At 66.8% G+C, this 19,019-nt stretch carries 16 protein-coding genes and 1 pseudogene; 9 read left to right on the top strand and 8 right to left on the bottom strand.

The annotated features are described in order from the left end of the window. Nucleotides 1-3: 3 nt before the first annotated feature. The gene (locus tag IU459_RS24845; RefSeq protein ID WP_195131973.1) at nucleotides 4-2,265 is read right to left on the bottom strand and encodes a carbon starvation CstA family protein; all 2,262 of its coding nucleotides are present in this window, start codon (nucleotides 2,263-2,265) and stop codon (nucleotides 4-6) included. A 203-nt stretch (nucleotides 2,266-2,468) separates the two neighbouring features. Here IU459_RS24845 and IU459_RS24840 point away from each other — a divergent pair, with 203 nt between their 5' ends. From IU459_RS24840 to IU459_RS24830, 3 genes are read left to right on the top strand one after another with little or no spacing between them, the layout of a single operon-like run. Further along, nucleotides 2,469-3,782 (top strand): ABC transporter substrate-binding protein, encoded by a 1,314-nt coding sequence (locus tag IU459_RS24840; protein WP_228838458.1) that lies wholly within the window; start codon nucleotides 2,469-2,471, stop codon nucleotides 3,780-3,782. 47 nt (nucleotides 3,783-3,829) lie between these two features. Then, nucleotides 3,830-4,705, top strand: coding sequence for a carbohydrate ABC transporter permease (locus IU459_RS24835; protein ID WP_228838473.1), 876 nt, complete (start codon nucleotides 3,830-3,832; stop codon nucleotides 4,703-4,705). Next, nucleotides 4,702-5,607, top strand: a complete 906-nt coding sequence (locus IU459_RS24830; protein ID WP_195131970.1) for a carbohydrate ABC transporter permease — start codon at nucleotides 4,702-4,704, stop codon at nucleotides 5,605-5,607. Before IU459_RS24835 ends, IU459_RS24830 begins: the two co-directional genes overlap by 4 nt. Nucleotides 5,608-6,016: 409 nt before the next feature. Here the strand turns inward: IU459_RS24830 and IU459_RS24825 are convergent, their stop codons facing one another. The 3 genes from IU459_RS24825 to IU459_RS24815 are packed head-to-tail and all read right to left on the bottom strand — an operon-like array spanning nucleotide 6,017 to nucleotide 7,980. Next, complete coding sequence (locus tag IU459_RS24825) at nucleotides 6,017-6,439, bottom strand: VOC family protein (protein ID WP_195131969.1); 423 nt, start codon at nucleotides 6,437-6,439, stop codon at nucleotides 6,017-6,019. Nucleotides 6,440-6,450: 11 nt separating this feature from the next. Further along, entirely contained in the window at nucleotides 6,451-7,287 is an 837-nt protein-coding gene (locus tag IU459_RS24820) for an AraC family transcriptional regulator (protein WP_195131968.1), read from the bottom strand. Between the two features lie 60 nt (nucleotides 7,288-7,347). Continuing rightward, nucleotides 7,348-7,980, bottom strand: coding sequence for an NAD(P)-dependent oxidoreductase (locus IU459_RS24815; protein WP_195131967.1), 633 nt, complete (start codon nucleotides 7,978-7,980; stop codon nucleotides 7,348-7,350). Between the two features lie 78 nt (nucleotides 7,981-8,058). Between IU459_RS24815 and IU459_RS24810 the strand changes: the two genes are divergently transcribed. From IU459_RS24810 to IU459_RS24795, 4 genes are all read left to right on the top strand, one after another. Then, complete coding sequence (locus IU459_RS24810; RefSeq protein WP_195131966.1) at nucleotides 8,059-8,658, top strand: TetR/AcrR family transcriptional regulator; 600 nt, start codon at nucleotides 8,059-8,061, stop codon at nucleotides 8,656-8,658. 123 nt (nucleotides 8,659-8,781) lie between these two features. Continuing rightward, on the top strand, nucleotides 8,782-9,705 hold the full coding sequence (locus tag IU459_RS24805) for a quinone oxidoreductase family protein (protein ID WP_195131965.1): 924 nt from the start codon (nucleotides 8,782-8,784) through the stop codon (nucleotides 9,703-9,705). 127 nt (nucleotides 9,706-9,832) lie between these two features. Further along, nucleotides 9,833-10,912: a redox-regulated ATPase YchF gene (gene ychF, locus IU459_RS24800; RefSeq protein ID WP_195131964.1), complete on the top strand. Its 1,080-nt coding sequence runs from the start codon at nucleotides 9,833-9,835 to the stop codon at nucleotides 10,910-10,912. Nucleotides 10,913-11,449: 537 nt separating this feature from the next. Beyond that, nucleotides 11,450-12,655 (top strand): glycoside hydrolase family 76 protein, encoded by a 1,206-nt coding sequence (locus IU459_RS24795; RefSeq protein WP_195131963.1) that lies wholly within the window; start codon nucleotides 11,450-11,452, stop codon nucleotides 12,653-12,655. 27 nt (nucleotides 12,656-12,682) lie between these two features. Here IU459_RS24795 and IU459_RS24790 read toward each other — a convergent pair whose 3' ends face one another. Continuing rightward, a complete protein-coding gene (locus IU459_RS24790; RefSeq protein WP_195131962.1) occupies nucleotides 12,683-13,900 on the bottom strand; it encodes an erythromycin esterase family protein in 1,218 nt (405 codons plus the stop codon). Nucleotides 13,901-14,012: 112 nt separating this feature from the next. Here IU459_RS24790 and IU459_RS24785 point away from each other — a divergent pair. Beyond that, nucleotides 14,013-14,706, top strand: a pseudogene (locus IU459_RS24785) (MerR family transcriptional regulator). On the opposite strand, the gene sigJ reads toward IU459_RS24785, so the two are convergent. Then, the gene (gene sigJ, locus IU459_RS24780; protein WP_195131961.1) at nucleotides 14,684-15,643 is read right to left on the bottom strand and encodes an RNA polymerase sigma factor SigJ; all 960 of its coding nucleotides are present in this window, start codon (nucleotides 15,641-15,643) and stop codon (nucleotides 14,684-14,686) included. The pseudogene IU459_RS24785 and the gene sigJ overlap by 23 nt on opposite strands. 180 nt (nucleotides 15,644-15,823) lie before the next feature. Here sigJ and IU459_RS24775 point away from each other — a divergent pair, with 180 nt between their 5' ends. After that, nucleotides 15,824-16,264, top strand: coding sequence for a YybH family protein (locus IU459_RS24775; RefSeq protein ID WP_195131960.1), 441 nt, complete (start codon nucleotides 15,824-15,826; stop codon nucleotides 16,262-16,264). Nucleotides 16,265-16,544: 280 nt separating this feature from the next. Here IU459_RS24775 and rox read toward each other — a convergent pair whose 3' ends face one another. Together rox and IU459_RS24765 are read right to left on the bottom strand one after the other, a co-directional pair. Further along, nucleotides 16,545-17,972, bottom strand: a complete 1,428-nt coding sequence (gene rox / locus IU459_RS24770; RefSeq protein ID WP_195131959.1) for a rifampin monooxygenase — start codon at nucleotides 17,970-17,972, stop codon at nucleotides 16,545-16,547. A 605-nt stretch (nucleotides 17,973-18,577) separates the two neighbouring features. Continuing rightward, nucleotides 18,578-18,802 (bottom strand): DUF6879 family protein, encoded by a 225-nt coding sequence (locus tag IU459_RS24765; protein ID WP_195131958.1) that lies wholly within the window; start codon nucleotides 18,800-18,802, stop codon nucleotides 18,578-18,580. Nucleotides 18,803-19,019: the final 217 nt, after the last annotated feature.

The following is a 19,019-nucleotide window of genomic DNA, read 5'->3' as shown; positions in this document are numbered from 1 at the left end:
TGTTCATTGTGCGTGCACGTGCGCCGCGCCGGGCGCGCGCACCTGTCCGGTCGCGATCAGCTCGTCCCACTGTTTCTGGACTTCTTTCTCCGCCGTGGTGGCGAGAAATCCGCTGGGTGCGAAGATCTTCGAGGGCACTTCTGGTGTTTCGGAGGTGGTGGTGGTTCGGCCGGAGCGCCAGGCGCGGAAGGCGACCACCGCGCCGACGACGGCCACGATCAGCACCAGTGCGGCGAACACGATCGACAACGTGCCTTGGATGAAGGTGTTGCGCACGATCGCGTTCATGTCGTCGGGGGTTTTCGCGGTCAAACAGAGTTTCCCGGCGTCTTGGGCCGCCTGGCAGATGCTGTGTTGTTTCCAGTAGCCGAGTTTCGGGTCGGCGGAGAAGATCTTCTGCCAGGACGCGGTCATGGTGACCGCGAGGTCCCAGGCCAGCGGAATGCCGGGGACCCAGGCCCATTTCGCCAGGCCCTTCTTCACCAGGATCACCAGCACCACCGTCAACGCCATCGCCGCGAGCAGCTGGTTGGCGATGCCGAACAGCGGGAACAGGGTGTTGATGCCGCCGAGGGGGTCGGTGACGCCCATCAGCAGGATCGATCCCCATGCGGCGACCACGAGTGCCGAGCACAGCCAGGCCCCGACCCGCCAGGACGGGTCACGGAACTTCCTGGCCGGGCCGCCGAAGTTGCCGAGGGCGTCCGAGAGCATGAACCGCGCGACCCGGGTGCCGGCGTCGATGGTGGTGAGGATGAACAGTGCCTCGAACATGATCGCGAAGTGGTACCAGAACGACTTCCAGCTCGCGCCGCCGAGGAACTGGTGGAACACCTCGGAGATGCCGACGGCCAGCGTCGGCGCGCCGCCGGTGCGGGAAATGATGGTCGTCTCGCCGACGTCGCTCGCGGCTCGGCTCAGCTCCGCGGCTGTGGTGGGGGCACCGGTGAGGCCGAGGCTGTTGGTGTAGGCGGCGGCTTTCTCCGCGGTGCCGCCGGTGAGCCCGACGGGGGCGTTCATCGCGAAGTACAGGTGCTGGTCGATGATCGAGGCGGTGATGATGGCCATGACCGCGACGAACGATTCCATCAGCATGCCGCCGTAGCCGATCATCCGCGCGTGGGATTCCTTCTCCAGCAGCTTCGGCGTGGTTCCCGACGAGACCAGCGCGTGGAAACCCGACAGCGCGCCGCAGGCGATGGTGATGAACAGGAACGGGAACAGCGAGCCCGCGAACGCCGGGCCCTTGCCCGAGCCGGCGAAGCCCGACACCGCGGGGGCTTGCAGCACCGGCAGCGTGACCAGGATGCCGACCGCGAGCAGCACGATCGTGCCGACCTTCATGAAGGTGGACAGATAATCCCGCGGCGCCAGCAGCAACCACACCGGAAGCACCGAGGCGAAGAAACCGTAGGCGATCAGCAGCCAGGAGATGGTCACCGGCGAAAGGGTGAACCAGTCGGCGCCCCAAGAGGTTTCCGACACCCAGCCGCCGCTCACGATGGCCGCCAGCAGCAGGCCGAACCCGATCGCGGACACCTCGCCGACCTTGCCCGGCCGCAGGAACCGCAGGTAGACGCCCATGAACAGGGCGATCGGGATGGTCATGCCGATGGAGAACACCCCCCACGGGCTGTGCGCGAGCGCGTTCACCACGACCAGCGCGAGCACCGCGAGCAGGATCATCATGATCACGAGAATGCCGACGATGGCCGCCCAGCCGCCGATCACGCCCAGCTCGTCACGCGCCATCTGACCGAGGCTGCGGCCGCGCCGCTTCATCGACACCCACAGCACCAGGAAGTCCTGCACCGCCCCGGCCAGCACCACGCCGACCACGATCCAGATGGTCCCCGGCAGATACCCCATCTGCGCGGCCAGCACCGGACCCACCAGCGGACCCGCCCCCGCGATGGCCGCGAAGTGGTGCCCATAGAGCACCCGGCGGTCCATCGGCATGTAGTCCTTGCCGTTCTCCAGGATCTCCGCGGGGGTGGCCAGATCATCACGCGGCTTGGTGATCTTGCGTTCGATGAACCTGGCGTAGAACCGATACGCGATGATGTAGGTGCACACCGCGGCGATCACGATCCACACCGCGTTCACCGACTCACCACGCGAGACCGCCAGCACCGCCCACGCCGCCGCACCCAGTACGGCGATCCCCGCGAAGATCAATTTCTTGGCCGGAGTGATCGGGGACTTGTCGACCACGCCGACGGGCGGCAGATCGGGATCGGTCCGCAGATATTCGATTGTCGCCATCTGCCTACTCTCCTGTAAAACGCGCAGGATCTTGCTGAAACACGTGACAACGTATCCGATCGATGATCGTCGTCGTGCCGATTCCGGCCGCCGAGCGAGCAACGTGAAATATTGTTCATGTGTCGGCCGTCACCTGTGATAGCCGAACGTATGCTGCCATGCGGTTCGAGGAAGCTCCACATCCGCCCTGGAGGAGGGCTGAGTTGCGTGCCGACCCCGTCGCCCGAGTCCGTCGCCGGACGCTGCTCGGGTCGGCGCTGGCCGCTCCGCTGCTGGCGAGCAGTGGCTGCGGCTCCGATGACGACGCGCTGACTTTCTTCTTCCAGGCCAGGCCGGAAGAGGCGCGGGTGCGGCTGAAGATCATCGACGAGTTCCGGAAACGACACCCGGATATCCGGATTCGCACCATCATGTCGGGCCCCGACCCGATGCAGCAGATGCTCACCTATTGCGCGGGCGGCAAGTGCCCAGACGTGCTGATGGCCTGGGAGCTGCTGTATTCCGGCTTGGCCGAGCGCGGTGTGCTGCTGGATCTGAACACGCTGCTGGAGCGCGAGCCGCAGTACGCGGCCCAGTTGCGCGCCGACAGCTACCCGGCGCTGTACGACACTTTCAGCTATGCCGGTGGTCAGTACGCTCTGCCCGAGCAATGGTCCGGGGTGTTCCTGTATTACAACCGTCAATCATTCGCCGATGCAGGTATCACGCCGCCCGCTCGCTGGCGGGACGCCTGGTCGTTCGACGAGTTTCTGTCCGCGGCACGCGCTTTGACCGAGCACGATTCGTCCGGACGGACGAAGTGGGGTTTCGCCGACGCCTGGGTGCCCTACTTCTCGGCAGCCTGCTTCGGCATGAACAACGGCGCCGAGTGGTTCACGCCGTCGGTGAATCCGACCAGAACCAATATCGGGGATCCTCGGTTCGCCGAAGGATTCCAGTTCTACGCCGACCTCGCGGTGCGCCACCGCGTGGCGCCGAAAGCCGCCGATACGCTGTCGGTTTCCGCGCCGGACCTGTTCCGGCGGGGACGGGCGGCCATGGCGTTGGGCGGGCATTGGCTGTACTCCGAATTCGCCGGGCACGACGATCTCGCCATCGACGTCACGGTACTGCCGGTGGGTCCGCGCGGCGGTCCCGGCGCGATCACCGACGTCGGCAGCACGGGACTGTCCATCGCCGCGGACAGTCCGCGCATCGAGCAGGCCTGGGAATTCGTCAAATTCGCGACCGGGCCGGTGGGGCAGGAGATCATCGCCGCGTCCGGCCTGTTCGTTCCGGTACTGAAGTCCGCGATGAGTTCGGCGGGGTTCGCCGCCGCGCACAGTGAGATCCGGAATATCGAGGTGTTCACCGAGGGCCCGGCCAACTCGCGACCCCTGCCGGTGACACCGGTCTGGGGCAAGGTTTCCGCGCTGCTCGAGCGGGGCTCCAACCGCGTCCTGCGCGGTGCCGCCACCGCCGATTCCTTGAACGGCCGCTTCGCCTCCGACGTCGACGCCCTGTTGGAGGCAGGATGAGCCGGTCGCAAACCGAGGGCGATGCGACCCGTCGTGCCAGGTCCCGTTTGGCGCGGCGACGCGAGCGAGCGGGTTGGGCGTTCGTCGCGCCCAATGTGGGAGCCGTAGCGGTTTTCTTGTTGTTTCCGTTGGGCTTTTCGCTCTATCTGAGTTTTCATTCGTGGGACTTGTTCGGTCCCATGCGGTTCGTCGGCGTGGACAACTATCGGAGGCTGTTCGGATCCGATCCGCTGTTTCTCATCGCGGTGCGCAACACTGCCGTTTTCACGGCGCTCACCTTGGTGCCCACCGTGGTGATCGGACTCGCGGTAGCCGCGGTGCTGAACCGAAAATTGGCTGGTATAAGCATATTTCGGACTATCGCGTTTCTGCCGCTGGTCGCGTCCGCGGTCGCCATGGCGGTGGTGTGGCGGTTCCTGTTCACCGATGACGGTCTGCTGAACGTCGCGCTCGGCTGGTTCGGCATCGACGCGGTGCCGTGGCTGACCGACCCGGACTGGGCGCTGGTGTCGCTGAGCATCGTCACCGTATGGAAGAGCGTGCCGTTCGCGACGGTCATCCTGCTCGCCGCCATGCAGGGCGTGCCGGAGACGCTCTACGAGGCCGCGATGATCGATGGCGCCGGGGCGCTGCGGCGGTTCTCCGCCATCACCCTGCCGCTGATCCGGGGGCCGCTGTCGTTCGTCTTCATCATCACGATCATCAATTCGGTGCAGGCTTTCGACCAGGCATACGCGTTGACCGGCGGCAACGGCGGTCCGGAGACGGGCACCTACCTGCTGGGGATCATGCTTTTCCAGAACGCCTTCGGCTTCTACGAGGTGGGCTACGCCTCCGCGCTGGCCTGGGTGATCTTCGCGATGCTGTTCCTGCTGACACTGCTGCAACTTCGGATGGCCCGGCGGGCGGAGGTCGAGCAATGAACGCTGTCGAGGTGGTGCGGCGAGCGTTGCCCGCGCGGCGCGGCGCGGTTGTCGCGCGCGGACGGGTCGAGCGGGCGATCGTGCGGCGCGTGGTCCGCGGGGCGGCGGTGTATGCCGCGCTGGTCGGCATCGCGTGGTGTGCACTCCTGCCGATCCTGTGGGCGGTGTCCGGGTCGCTGAAGCGGGACGGCGAGATCGCCGATGCCGCATTCCTTCCCGAGCGGCCGCAGTGGTCGAACTACGGGAAGGTTTTCGACCTGTTGCCGCTGGGGCGGATGCTGCTCAACACCACGATCTACGCGCTGTGCGTTACGGCGGGGCAGGTCTTCTTCTGCTCGCTGGCCGGTTATGCCTTCGCGCGCTTGCGCTTCCGCGGGCGCGACATGCTGTTCCTGGCCTACCTCGCCACGCTGATGGTGCCGCTGACCGTGACGGTGATTCCCCAGTTCCTGCTGATGCGTGCGTTCGGCTGGGTGGACACCCCGTGGGCGATGATCGTGCCCGGTCTTTTCGGCAGCGCGTTCGGCACCTATCTGATGCGCCAGTTCTTCCGCACACTGCCGACGGAACTGGAAGAGGCCGCCATACTCGACGGCTGCACGACCTGGCAGGTCTACTGGCGGGTCCTGCTGCCGCACACCCGCCCGGCACTCATGGTGCTCGCCGTGCTGACCTGGATCACCGTGTGGAACGACTTCCTGTGGCCGCTGGTCATGATCCAGCGCGAGGACGTCGCCACCGCGACACTGGGCCTGGTCCGGCTGCAAGGCCAGTACCACACCCAGTGGCCGATCCTCATGGCCGCCGCGGTCGTCATCCTGCTTCCGCTGCTGGTGATCTACGCGGTCGCCCAGCGCGCGTTCATCCGCGGCATCGCGATGTCGGGGCTCGGCGGACGCTGAGCGGCTGCGTCTGGCTTTCGCTCGACTCGGCTCGAGGTGCGGACGACCTTCACGCTGTGGTAGCCGCCACCGTGGGACTCAGGTGACTCGAACGCCGCCGTCCATGCAGCCGTGCCCGTAGACGGTGATGGGCAGCGGCAGTGGCGGGGCAGCGCAAGGGCTGGCCTCGAGCAGTGCACAGTCGATTCATATTGACAAGGATGCGACATCTGCACCGGCGGTGTTTCCAGAACGACAGCGGACGTCGGTCCGTCCGGGGGTCTATGTTCAGGCAGGCCCTTGCTCACAGGACTAACGTTCGTGTGGCGCGGGCGCTCCCGTCAGTATGTCGGGTTCTGCCCTTTTGCGCGGCTGCCTCAGTTGCCCGTCCCTGCACGAGGCTGGGACGGGCTTTCGTCCGGCTGCCCCTTTATGCCCCCCAGTAGGTGCCGAAGCTCCAGAGGTTGCCCTCGGGGTCGCGGACGGTGAAACCGCGTGAGCCGTAGTCCTCGTCGCGCAGGCCGCGGACCACCTCGGCGCCTGCGGCGGTGGCTCGATCGAACAGGGCGTCGGGGTCTTCGCACACCAGATAGACCGAGTCGGTGCCGGGCGGGCGGGTGCCGAACGGGCTGTCGTCCTTGCCCGCCGAGCCGAACATGATGCCGCCGCCCAGCGGCCAGCGCAGTTCCGCGTGTTCGACGATCAACGGGTCGTCCTCACGGGCGTAGCGCGCGGCCTCTCGGAAGCCGAACGCCTCCACGAGGAACTTTTCCATTGCGCGGGCGTCGCGGAAGGTCAGGGTGGGCCAGACGGCGGTGCGGGTGCTGTTTTCAGTCGTTGTCGGGTTCGTCATGTCATCCATCGTCATCCGGCGGACTCGTCGGAGGCTTGGACGGATGGAACCTCCTCGGCCAGCCAGGCCGTCGGGCTCGTTCTCGCCAGGTCGGCGAAGTCGCGATCGAGATGGGCCTGGTCGTAGTAGCCGCAGGCGGCGGCCACCTGGGCGATGGTGATGTAGGAGGGAGTGTGCGCGAGCATCCGCCGGGCGCGCTCGAAGCGGGTGATCCGGGCCGCCAGTTTCGGGCTCAGGCCGAACTCGCTATTGAACCGGCGGGTGAGATGCTGCCTGCTCCACCCGATCTCCTCGGCCAGCGGGCCGACCGCGATGCCGCCGCCGGAGCGGACCAAACTGCGCCATGCCCAGGTGAGTTCGGGACCCACCACACGATCGGGATCGGTAAGGGCCGAGAGCACGCTGTCGCAGGCGGCGAAGCGTTCCGGCCAGCTCGGTGCGTACTGCAACCGTTCCCACAACTCCACGCCCACCGGACCCACCACGTCGGCGAATTCGACCGACGTGTCCCACAGCGCCGCGGCGGGGATGCCGAACAAGGTCCGGCACCCCAGCGGCGTCAATTCCACGGCCACCCCTTCCTGATAGCCGTCGTGCGCGATCAGCGCGGTGCTCGCCTGCAGACCGCTCAGCACGCAGCGATAGTCCTGCGGGGACTGGCACGGATCGGTCTGCTCGACGACATCAATGGTCGGGCCGATGGCCACGATGAAAGTCATATGCCGCGAAGGCAACCCGCGATGGATCGCCGCGGCGAACCCGGCCATGCGGTAGCCGAGATAGCGGTCGATGAACGCCGCGAGCATGGGTGCCGGACGTGCCGTCACCACCTCCGTGGTCGGCTCCATACGGGTCACGCTACGCCGCGGGTCGGCTATCGCAAGGTCGCCTCCGCGAAGCTTCCGCGATCAGTTCGCGACGTTGACGTGCTTGGGGATCGCCGCTTGGTCGGTGGCCAGGTCCAGCAGACAGGCGGCCAGGTCGTCGCGGGTGATACGAATGCCGAACAGCACGTTGCGCTCGACCGCGGTGCGGTAGGAGCCCTTTGCCGCGTTGTCGGTGAGCTGTGGTGCACGGACGATCGTCCAGTCGAGTGCCGAATCGCGAACCGCCTGCTCCGCGACGGCCATATCGGCCAGGCTGTGCCGCAGAAGCGGACGGAGGATGAGCGGTTTCACCACGAAGCGGGTGAACCAATCATCGCCCCTGCCGGGGACTCCGGCGCTGTTGCTGACCACGACCAGACGCTGGGCGCCCGCTAGTTCCATCGCCTTGCTGATCGACAGTGCCGCGTCCGTGCAGACCGAGGTGGGTCCCTTCTCGCGCGACCCGATGGTGTCGAGCACGGCGTCGGCGCCGCGCACCGCTTCGACGATGTCCGCGGGATTCATGACGTCGGCCACGACAGCCCGCAGGCGTGGATGACCCGGAATCGAGGGCCTTCCCCGGCCCACCGTCGTGACTTCGTGTCCAGTTGCCAGTGCTTGATCAACAACGCGCGTACCCGTATTGCCGGTCGCTCCGAAGACGGTGAGCCGCATGGTCGGCCTCTCTGGTTGGTGAATACTTACTAACCTGCGATGGGTGAGTACTCACTAACTTGACAACCGGGAGCGAAGATGGGCACGCGCGACCAGATCCTCGACGCGGCGGCGGAGATCATGCGCAACCGTGGCGTGGTTCATGCCACCACGAAGGAAATCGCGAAAGCCGCCGGGTACTCCGAGGCGGCGCTGTACAAGCACTTCAGCGACAAGGAGGACATCATCCTCAATGTCCTGCGCCACCGGATGCCCAGTCCGGCGGATGCGCCGCCCCGTCCGGGGGCGGCCACCGTGGAGGAAAACCTTTCTACCATGGCCCGCGCCGCCCTGAGCTTCTACCAGCAGTCACTGCCGTTGCTCGGTGGTCTGCTCGCGCAGCCGCAACGCATGGCAGCACACCGGAATTCGATGCGGCGGCACGGGGCGGGACCCGGTCATGCCATCGCGGGTATCGCCGAATATCTGCGTGCCGAGCGCGAGCTCGGCCGCATCGCTTCCGATACCGACGTGACCACGGCCGCGTCCCTGCTCGACGGGACCTGCTTCCATCAGGCGTTTCTCCGCTACTACCAGTACGGCCCCGACGCCGAACCGGCATCGGGCGAACTCGCTCGCGCTTTGGCGCGGACCCTGGTTCGCGGCCTCGGCCCGTCTGCCGGCGGTGCTTCCAGCTGATGCGCGTGGATGGCGGGCAACCTCTCCGCGGCAGGCGGCCGACGGTGAGATGGAGCACTACAGCGTGTAGTTGAGTGGCTTCGGGCGCTACCGTTGCCCCTTCTAACGATTTCTGGAGGTGCGATGCGGCGGGTGCAATACGAGCGCAGCGGTGGTCCCGAGGTGCTCGAGCTCGTCTCGGTCGAGGTCCCGACGCCAGGGCCGGGTGAGCTCCTGGTCCGCGTCGAGGCGGTCGGGGTGACCCTGCCGGTGGTGCGGAAGGTGCGCGAGCAGGGTGAGCCGATCGCGCTGGGCGGGGAGATCGCCGGTGAGGTGGTCGCGGTAGGCGAGGGCGTCGACGGGTACGCGCCCGGCTACCGCGTGACGGGCTTGGTGTTCGGGCACGGTTACGCCGACTACGCGCTGCTCTCGGCCGCGATGGCCTCGCCGATTCCGGACGGAGCTTCCTCCGTCGACGCGGTCGCGCTGGTGCGCAGCGGGCTGGTTGCGCTCGGTGCGCTCGACGCCGCGGCACCGAAGGAGGGGGAGTCCGCGCTGGTCACCGCCGCCGCGAGCGGCGTCGGCCACCTCGCGGTCCAGCTGGCGCGGGTGCGTGGCGCGGCGCGCGTGGTCGGCGCGGTGTCCGATCTCGCCAAGGCGGAGTTCGTGCAGAAGCTCGGCGCCGACGACGTGGTCGAGTACGGCCAGGAGTCCTGGGGCGCCCCCGCCGACTACGTGCTCGATGCCGTCGGCGGCGACCTGCTCGCCCCCGCGGTCGCCGCTCTCGCTCCCGGTGGACGCTTGGTCGCCTACAGCTCCGGCGGCGGCACCATCCAGGCATACGACCTGCTCGTCGGCGCGAAATCGGTAATCGGCTTCCAGATGGCCCGCATCGCCCGGGACCGGCCCGAGGTCTACGACCACTGGCGCCAGGAACTCTGGCAATACTTCGCCTCCGGCCAGCTCCGCCCCGCCATCCACGCCGAGTTCCCCCTCGAAGACGCCTCCCAGGCCCACGCCGCCATCGAGCGGCGAACCAACCTCGGCAAAGTCGTCCTCATCCCCTGACCACGCGAGTGGCACATGGTTGCGGCGAAGTCCGAGAAGACCTCTCCACCATGTGCCACTCGCGGGAGGGCTGGAGGTGGGCGGGGGTGGGGTGGCGAAGCGGCACGCCGCGTAGACTCTGTTCCTCGTGAGTCTCACCCTCGGAATCGTCGGCCTGCCCAACGTCGGAAAGTCGACGCTGTTCAACGCGTTGACCAAGAACGACGTGCTCGCCGCGAACTACCCGTTCGCGACCATCGAGCCCAACGTCGGCGTCGTTCCGCTGCCCGACCAGCGGCTGAACAAGCTCGCCGAGATCTTCGGTTCCGAACGCATCGTGCCCGCCACCGTGTCGTTCGTCGACATCGCGGGCATCGTGAAGGGCGCCTCCGAGGGCGCGGGCCTCGGTAACAAGTTCCTTGCCAACATCCGCGAGGCCGACGCCATCTGCCAGGTGGTGCGCGTCTTCGCCGACGACGACGTGGTGCACGTCGACGGCCGCGTCGACCCCTCCGCCGACATCGAGGTGATCGAGACCGAACTCATCCTCGCCGACCTGCAAACCTTGGAGAAGGCGGTCGTCCGCTTGGAGAAGGAAGCCAAGGTCAAGAAGGACCGCAAACCGGTCGCCGACGCCGCCAAGGCCGCTCAGGAAATCCTGAACAACGGCACCACCCTGTTCGCCGCGGCCGACAAGGTCGACACCGAACTCCTCAAAGAGCTTTCTCTCCTCACCACCAAGCCCTTCCTCTACGTCTTCAACGCCGACGAGTCGGTCCTCACCGACGAAGCCAAGGTCGCGGAGCTGAAAGCCTCCGTCGCCCCAGCCGATTCGGTCTTCCTCGACGCCAAGGTGGAAGCCGAACTCCTCGAACTCGACGAGGAATCCGCCCTCGAACTCCTCGAATCCATCGGCCAAACCGAGCCCGGCCTGCACGCCCTGGCCCGCGCCGGCTTCCACACCCTCGGCCTTCAGACCTACCTCACCGCAGGCCCGAAAGAGGCCCGCGCCTGGACGATCCACCAGGGCGACACCGCCCCCAAGGCAGCAGGCGTCATCCACACCGACTTCGAACGCGGCTTCATCAAAGCCGAGATCGTCGCCTACGACGACTTGCTCGAAGCAGGCTCCATGGCCGCCGCCAAAGCCGCAGGCAAGGTCCGCATGGAGGGCAAGGATTACGTCATGACCGACGGCGACGTCGTCGAGTTCCGCTTCAACGTGTAGCTACAACGCGTCCACCGGTCCCCGAAACGGTGCATCAACACTCCGGATCAGTGCGGTACGAGACATTCTGCGAGCCATCGCATCCTGGGATCCTGATGCTTCACGGTTGACCGTTGGCTGCTGTCGGCGCATCCGCGGCCTCTCGGCCCCGGCCTCCTGTTAGGCGAGGGCTGGCCTGCCCGGGACAAAACTAAGTACGGGTTCGCCGAGTCTCGGCCGTTATTCGTCGTGTACAGATGATTGCGCTGTGCCCGAACTGTCTGGCCGCACGCACTGCCGATTTCACCGTCGAGTCCCCGCCCTTGCGGAATGGTTTCGGAGGTGAGGTTTCAGGGTCGCCGATAATGACGGCTTCGACGTGGCCGACGGCGAAACGGTGTTCCTCGATCTCGGACCGGCAGGAGCCGCGCGCGGCGGTTGACGCCTGCACCTGGTGCAGCCGTTCGGCGCCGCGCGGCAGTGGTCGTTGCTAGTTAGACTGTAGCTGGACGGTTTCCCGCTCCGGTGATCGTTGTTCAGTAAAGGGAGTCCGAGCGGATGGATCGCCGGAACAAGGGGATCAGCCGGCGCAGTGTGCTGTCGGCGGCCGGAGCCTCGATCGCACTCACCGCAATGGCGCAGCCGACGCAGGCGGTGACGATCACGCGGGAAGTATCCGCAGGCCCCGAGGAGCCCGGGAAGCGGGCGGACCTGGCGGAACAGGCGATCGTGCAGCGGCACGTGCGCACACTCTGGGGCCAGCCGCAGATGCGGCTGGGCACACTCGTCTGGCCTGCGTCCTTGCCGGACCAGTCCTTCGTGCGATGGTGTTACTGGTGGCAGGCCCACCTTCTCGACTGTGCGGTGGACGCCGCGAACCGCGCCCGCACCCCCGAACGCATAGACCGGGTCGTCGCCCTGGCACGCGGTATTCGGACCCGCAACCTCACCGGCTGGACCAACCGGTACTACGACGATATGTCCTGGCTGGTGCTGGCGCTCGAACGCGCCGACCGGCTGCTCGGTGTCCGGTTCGGCGACGCTGTCGGCGAGCTGCGGGCCGACTTGATCGGTGGCTGGAATCCGGCCGTCGGTGCGGTGCCCTGGCGGTCCGGCGACGATTACTACAACACCCCCGCGATCGGTCCGACCGGTATCGCAATGGCGCGTTTGGGCGAGCTGTCCCGCGCCGGGCAACTCGCCGATTTCCTGTACACCCGATTGCGCGACACCGACAGCGGCCTGATCCTCGACGGTGTCCATGAGCCCGGCGGACGAGTCGAGCGGACCATCCACACCTACTGCCAGGGCGTGGCCATCGGGCTGGAAACGGAGCTGGCGGTGCGCACCGGTGAATCGGTCCATCGCAGGCGCGTGACAGCCCTCATTGCCGCAGCCGAGGACGGGCTCACGGACGCAGGTGTGATCGCCGCGGCCTCCGGAGACGACTCCGGGCTGTTCATGGGCATCCTCGCCAGATATCTCGCGGAAGCGGCATTGTCCTTGGGCGACACCACCGCCGCGAATATCGTGCACGCTTCCGCGTGGGCGGCCTGGAAACACCGTGCCGAGGTGGACGGGCTGCCACTGTTCGGTGTGGACTGGACGCGCCCGGTCACGGTGCCGGAGCATCTGGGAACCTCTCCCCAGTTCACGCACTCGTCCGCCGCTTCGTCTGCGAACCTGAGCCGCGATCTCTCGGTACAGCTGAGCGGGTGGATGCTGCTCGAAGCGGACTACCAGCTCACCGCCGCGGGCCGCTGAGCCGACGGCGGCCGTTGCTGAGTGCCGCTACCAGTACTGATGCCGTTTTCCGTCGGTGTCGGCGACGAAGATGACCGCGTCGGCGCCGTTCAGGTCTGCCGGGCTGAGCGGGATGTGGCCGCGCACAATCGGTTTGCCCGTGCCGATCGACGGGGGAAGCGCGGCGCGCAGGGCCTGTGCCGGGAACAGAGCGCGGCGGGTGGTCGCCTCCGCCAATACACGCTGGAGAGTGCCCGGATCGCTGTCGGGGCTGGCGTCGGTTGCGAGGAACATGTAGCGGTGGCCGAGGGTGAGCTCGACGAGCGCGCCGGCGCTGCACCAGTTCACGTCGTCCTCGCCGACCGGCATTTGGGACTGCGCACGCTGTAGGTGCACGTTGTGCGCGAAGACCAGGGTTGGGCCGCGTCGCTGCTCCTGGGCGACGATCGCGAGCAGATTGTCGGCCATCATCTCGGCGCGCAGGCTGAGCAAGGTCGCGATGCGATCCGGTGCGCGGCTGGCCATGGCTGCGTGATAACGCAGCAGGCCCTGGGCGGTGCGCGCGTGCGCGACGGCGTGGTCGTAGCCGATCGGGTCGGCGGCACGCAGGCCGGGTGCCGCCCGGCGCAGCGCGCTGGCGAGATCATCGGCGACGATGCGCAGGGCGCGAGCGCGGTCGGAGTCGCCGACGGACGCTGCCGGGTCGAACATGGCCGCCTGGTTCGTCCAGTCCGCGTCCTCGCCGAGCAGCACGTCGAGGTCGCGGACCGATCCGGGCCGCAGCGCGGCGGGCAGGTAGTCGTGGACCGAGGACAGTGCGCGTCGCGGGCTCGGCGCACCGGAGAACTCCAACGGCGCGTCGAAGCCGTGGAAGCAAACCCGATCCTGCGGCGCGCGGCACGCATTGTGCTCGCGGAGCCATTCGACGAGTTCGCGGTTGCCCGGCACGGCGCCGAACCCGTGACTGAACCCGGTCGCGAGCACTGTGTCGATCTCCGCCGGTGCCCCGGTCACGTAGTCGTCGACAACGGATGCGGCGAAGGCATCGGTCTCCAGCACGATCGACCGGTACCCCCGTTCGATGAGGTGGGCGAGGAGTTCGTTGCGCAGCAACGGGAACGCCTCGATCCCGTGTGTCGGCTCGCCGAGGGCGAGCAGGGTCGGCGGCTCGGTCCGCGCCGCGAGCAGTTCGTCGAGGGCACGGCCCAGGCTTGCCGGGTCGTCGAATTGGCGGCCGATTCCACGTAGAGATGCGGCAGTGGACATGAACACCCCTTCCAGAATGAGCTAACCTCGACCATATCGTTGAAGACTCTGTTGAAGCTCCTGCCACATTTACGTGGAATACAGGCTTAAAAGCCTCAATCGGAGGTGCAAGCTGCGGCCTATTGACCTCGCCCGGGAACACGGTTTGTCCGCGCAGGCGATCCGCAACTACGACGATGCGGGCGTCTTCCCGCCGACCGAGCGCAGCGAAACCGGTTATCGGCGTTACACACTCCTGCACGCGCAGGCGCTACGCGCCTTCCTCGCGTTGCGCGGTGGCCACGGGCACCAGCAGGCAATCGAAATCATGCGCGCGACCAACCGCGGCGACACCGAGTCCGCCTACCGGCTCATCGATGCGGCACACGTCGCGCTGCTCGCCGAACGCGACACCCGCACCGAGGTCGCCACGGCGCTGGGCAGCCTGTCCACCACGACACCGCCGCCTGCCCACCGCCGACCGCTGACCGTGGGCGAACTCGCGCGCCGACTCGGCGTGCATCCGGCGACACTGCGCACCTGGGAGACCGAGGGCATCCTGCACCCCGAACGCGACCGGGCAACGGGTTACCGCCAATACGGACCGGACTGCGTACGCGACGCCGAGATTGCACGGCAACTGCGCCGAGGCGGCTACCTGCTGTCCCAAGTCGCGCAGTTCATCGAGTCGCTGCGCGAGGCGGGTGGGGCGGTTGCCCTGAGCGCCTTCCTCGACTCCTGGCAGAACCGGCTGACCACGCGCAGCCGCAACCTTCTCGCCGGCGGCCCAGCTCGATACCTACATCACCATGCTCGATCAGGCATAGCAGGGACTGTCGTCCACTGGCGGAGTTTGTCGGGGTTGCGGACGGCCCAGATGCGTTGGATCCGGTCGCCTGCAATGTCGAACGCCACCACCGATGTTGTGGTTCGGTTCATCTGGATTACCAGACCGGGCCGGCCGTTGACCGTGCGCTCCAGCATCACCAGGCCGGGTGTTCTGCCAGTGAAGTCGACAAGGTAGCGAGCGATCCGCTCGGCGCCCTCGATCGGGTGGAGCGCGGCCCTGGCCAGACCGCCGCCGTCGGCGACTCCCGTGGCGTCGGGGTCGAGTAGCTCGATGAGGGCGTTGATGTCCTTGGTCTCCCATGCCCGCTTGAAATCCCTGACGATGCCGGCCTGCTGGGCCGTCGGAGTCGCGGGAGCCTGCGAGGCGGCGATGCGGCGGCGGGCGGAGGCGGCCAGCTGGCGGCATGCCGCTGGACTCCGGCCGACGATCTCGGCCACTTCCGCGAACGGGTAGCGGAAGATGTCGTGCAGGATGAACGCCACGCGCTCGGCCGGGGTCATCGATTCGAGCATGACGAGAAAGGCCATGTTGATCGACTCGTCGAGGGTGATCCGGTCGGCGGGGTCGGCAGCGGTTCCGCCGGACCGTCCGTCGCTCCATTCGCCGCGGTCGGGCAGTGGTTCGGGGACCCATTCGCCCACATAGCGTTCCCGTCTGACGCGCGCTGAGCCGAGCAGGTCGAGGCAGATGCGGCCGGCGACCTTAGTCAGCCACCCGCCGGGGGATTCGATGGCCTCCTGCTGCTCGCGGGGCATGGCGTACCAGCGGGCGTAGGTCTCCTGCACGACGTCCTCGGCATCGGCCATGGAACCGAGGAGCCGATACGCGAGATTGATCAGCTGACGGCGCTCGCTCATGATCGCGTTCAGACTCGGATCGGGTCGGTCGTCCGCAGGCCCGGGTTCGGTGGTCATGATGTCGCCGACCTTTCTTTGTCGCATCCGCACTCATCGGAACGACGAGACAGCCGCTCGGAATGTGAGGTCGTCGCGTCACCTCACATTCCGGACGGCGGCGTCGTCGGGTTACCGAAACCACAGCCGACCGTCACCAGAAGAGCTGGTCGCGGTCGGAATTCTCGAACGGAGGATGCGATGACTGCCAACGATTCCGAGCTCGGGGCGTTCTTTCAAAGTCGCACCGATGCCCAGCAGTCGAAGGACATCGATCGACTCATGGAGCACTACGCTCCCGACATCGTCTACTACGATGTCGTTCCCCCGCTCCAGTTCCGGGGTACCGACGAAGTACGCCGGAACTTTGTGCGGTGGTTCGACGGCTACGAAGGTCCGATCAGCCTGGAAACGCACGACTCGACCGTTGCGACGTGTGGAGATGTCGCCTTCGCGAACATGCTTCACCTCGACTCCGGAACGCGAAAGGGCGGGTTCCAGCCGTCGATATGGGTACGAGAGACCGTGTGCCTCCAACGGTCGAACGACAGGTGGCTGATCACGCATGAACACATCTCGATTCCGATCAACCCGCAGAACCTGCAAATCTGGCTCCCGTCGGAGAAGGACCAGCCTGCCTGATCATTGATATCGCCGACAGCGGCGGCAAGGTGACCGCCCCGCAAGCGGGCCGGTCCGGGACACCGGGCCGGTCGCCCGGCTGGTGGTCAGGCATATCGAACTTTGGCATTCCGGAGCGGAATAGCCTCTGGTTCTATTGCGTGCCGCTGCGAATCGGTGCGGGTAGGTTTCCGCTGTCATCTGCTGTGCACCAGTGCATCAGGGTGTTTCGGGAAACCCCCGTCCGGAGATCCGGATGGGGCTCGGCCTCGTCACGCTTCTTCAGCCCAGACCCGCGAACTCAGCCGTTGGCGGCGCCGAACCACTGAGGCAGCTGCTCGAGCAGAACCTGCTGATCGTCACCGACCCACGCCACGTGGCCGTCCGGCCGTAGCAGCACGGCGGGCACGTCCAGTTCCTCGCTGACGTCGACGACGTGGTCGACCCGATCCGCCCATCCCGCAACCGAAAGCAGGCCGGTCGGGTCGAGCAGCAATCCGCGACCACCGCGCATCAGCTCGTAGAGGCGCCCCCGCTTCAACCCCACGTCTCGCATCCGCCGGCCGAGCAAATCGTGCCCCTCGCCGAAGTCGTAGCGGATCCCGATTGCGGTGATCTTCTCGATCAGGTACCGGTTCACCTCCTCGAAGTCCATCAGGTTCGACAACAGCCGGCGCACTGCTCGGGCACCCGGCTCGAGGGACATCAGCTGCATCTGCGCGCGGGTGTTGTCCAGCACGTCGGCGGCTACCGGGTGCCGTTCGGTGTGGTAGCTGTCCAGCAGCCCCTCCGGTGCCCAGCCGTTGACCTCGGCGGCCAGTTTCCAGCCGAGGTTGAACGCGTCCTGGAGGCCGAGGTTGAGCCCCTGCCCGCCGGTCGGCGGGTGGATGTGCGCCGCGTCGCCGGCCAGCAGCACCCGGCCGACCCGGTAACGCTCGGCCTGCCGGGTGGCGTCGCCGAAGCGGGACAGCCAGCGCGGTGAGTGCGCGCCGAAGTCGGTGCCGGCGATCGCCCGCAGCTGGTGCTTGAACTCCTCGAGGGTCGGCGGGACCGTCCGGTCCTCGGCCACCCCGTCGGCGGGCACGACGACGCGGTACACCCCATCCCCGAAGGGCGTTGCACCGAAACGCTTCTGGGTCTTGCGGACTTCGCCCACCACGGCGGCCAGCGTCTCCGGCGGCACGGCCACTTCCATCTCGCCCAGCAGCGTCTCGACCCTGGAGGGCTCGCCGGGAAACCCGACGCCGAGCAGCTTGCGCACCGTACTGCGGCCGCCGTCGCAGCCGACGAGATAGCGCGAGCGCAGCTGCGTACCGTCGGCCAGCTCAGCGGTCACCCCATGGTCGTCCTGGCTCAGCCCGACCAGCTGGCAGCCGCACCGGATTTCGGCGCCGAGTTCCGTCGCGTGCTCGGCCAGCAGGCGATCGGTGGTGGTCTGCGGTATACCGAGGACATAGGAATGCGCGGTGTCCAGCCGGTCGGGCGACGGCTTGTCGATACCGGCGAAGAAGCCGCCGAGCGGATACTGCTTGCCGTGCTGGAGGAACCGCTCCAGCAGACCGCGCTGGTCCATCACCTCGATGCTGCGCACATGCAGACCGAGCGCCCGGACAAACCTGGTCGGCTCTGTCTCCTTCTCCAGCACGAGCACCTGCACACCGTGCAGCCGCAACTCGCCGGCAAGCATCAAGCCGGTCGGTCCACCACCGGCAATGATCACGTCGAACATGAACCGCCCATTCATCGAGGTTGCATTTTCGGCCAGTTGCTCCGCGCAGTTCGGCGGCGCACACCCGCGATCACGTATTTCGCGAATCCCTGATTCCGCAGGTTCTGGCTTCGGCCGGACATTCTGCGCCAGGACCCGGGTCTTGCCGCAAGACCCCTAGTGCGCTATATGTTGAAGTGGGCAGGAAGTCTTGGTCCTTCGCGTCCGGTGTGGACGCACAAATTCCTCTCGGAGCGTGACGCGCCACGCCTGGCGGAGTCGGCGGCTTCGCAGGTGGGCGTCCCCGGCGCCGACGGCCGTTCGCAGAACTGGTCCACTCACGATGCCGTCCTCGAGGCAGGGGATCAGGGTCGCTTGAAGGCGCTGGCAGGGCAAACCGAGATCTGCTTTGATGCGATGTGTTCAGTCACAGAGACCGGGTGCGTTCATCGAGTGCTGTGAAAATCAGAGCGCGCGCAGCCCGGCCGGTCACCGACTGCTCTGCCAACATCGCGAATGCGCGTGCATAGAGGGCTATCTCCCGTGGTTGCGTGATGGTTATCTCGACGTCTGAATCTCTCGGAGTCGCTTGCTGAGAGCTTCCCGTGCTCTTTGTGTCGAACTGGTCACTGGCGGAATTCGCTGAAGGGTGTAGCCAGCGACCAGCGGCGCTCTTTCACTTCCTGGCAATGGCATACGATGCCAGGATCGGTGGTCACGGCCGCGCCCGCTGGCTTGCCGTGCGCGTCGACCAGATTGTCTTCGGGCCCGGTGTTCTTCTGTCGCCCGTGGTTACCGGCTGCGCACGAGTCCTGCATGCGCTGAATGGCTCGGCCCGACGTGATTGTCATGGCGCCGCAGCTGCGGAAACGGCAACCGATCTGCGCCCGTGTCGGGTGTGTGCATCTCGATGGCGATGACGTGGAGACTCGATGGCCGCTCAGCTGCGATCGATAAGTGGTGTGCGACCGGGGATGACTTCCAACCAGTGCTCGACGAGGAGTTCGAGACGAACCGGTGGCGATGTAATCGCTGGTCGCACCGGAAGCGGCAGCACCGGCGAGTGGC

The organism is Nocardia amamiensis (genome assembly GCF_015477605.1).
GTDB classification, from domain to species: Bacteria; Actinomycetota; Actinomycetes; order Mycobacteriales; family Mycobacteriaceae; genus Nocardia; species Nocardia amamiensis_A.
This window is presented reverse-complemented; position numbering and strand designations above follow the sequence as displayed.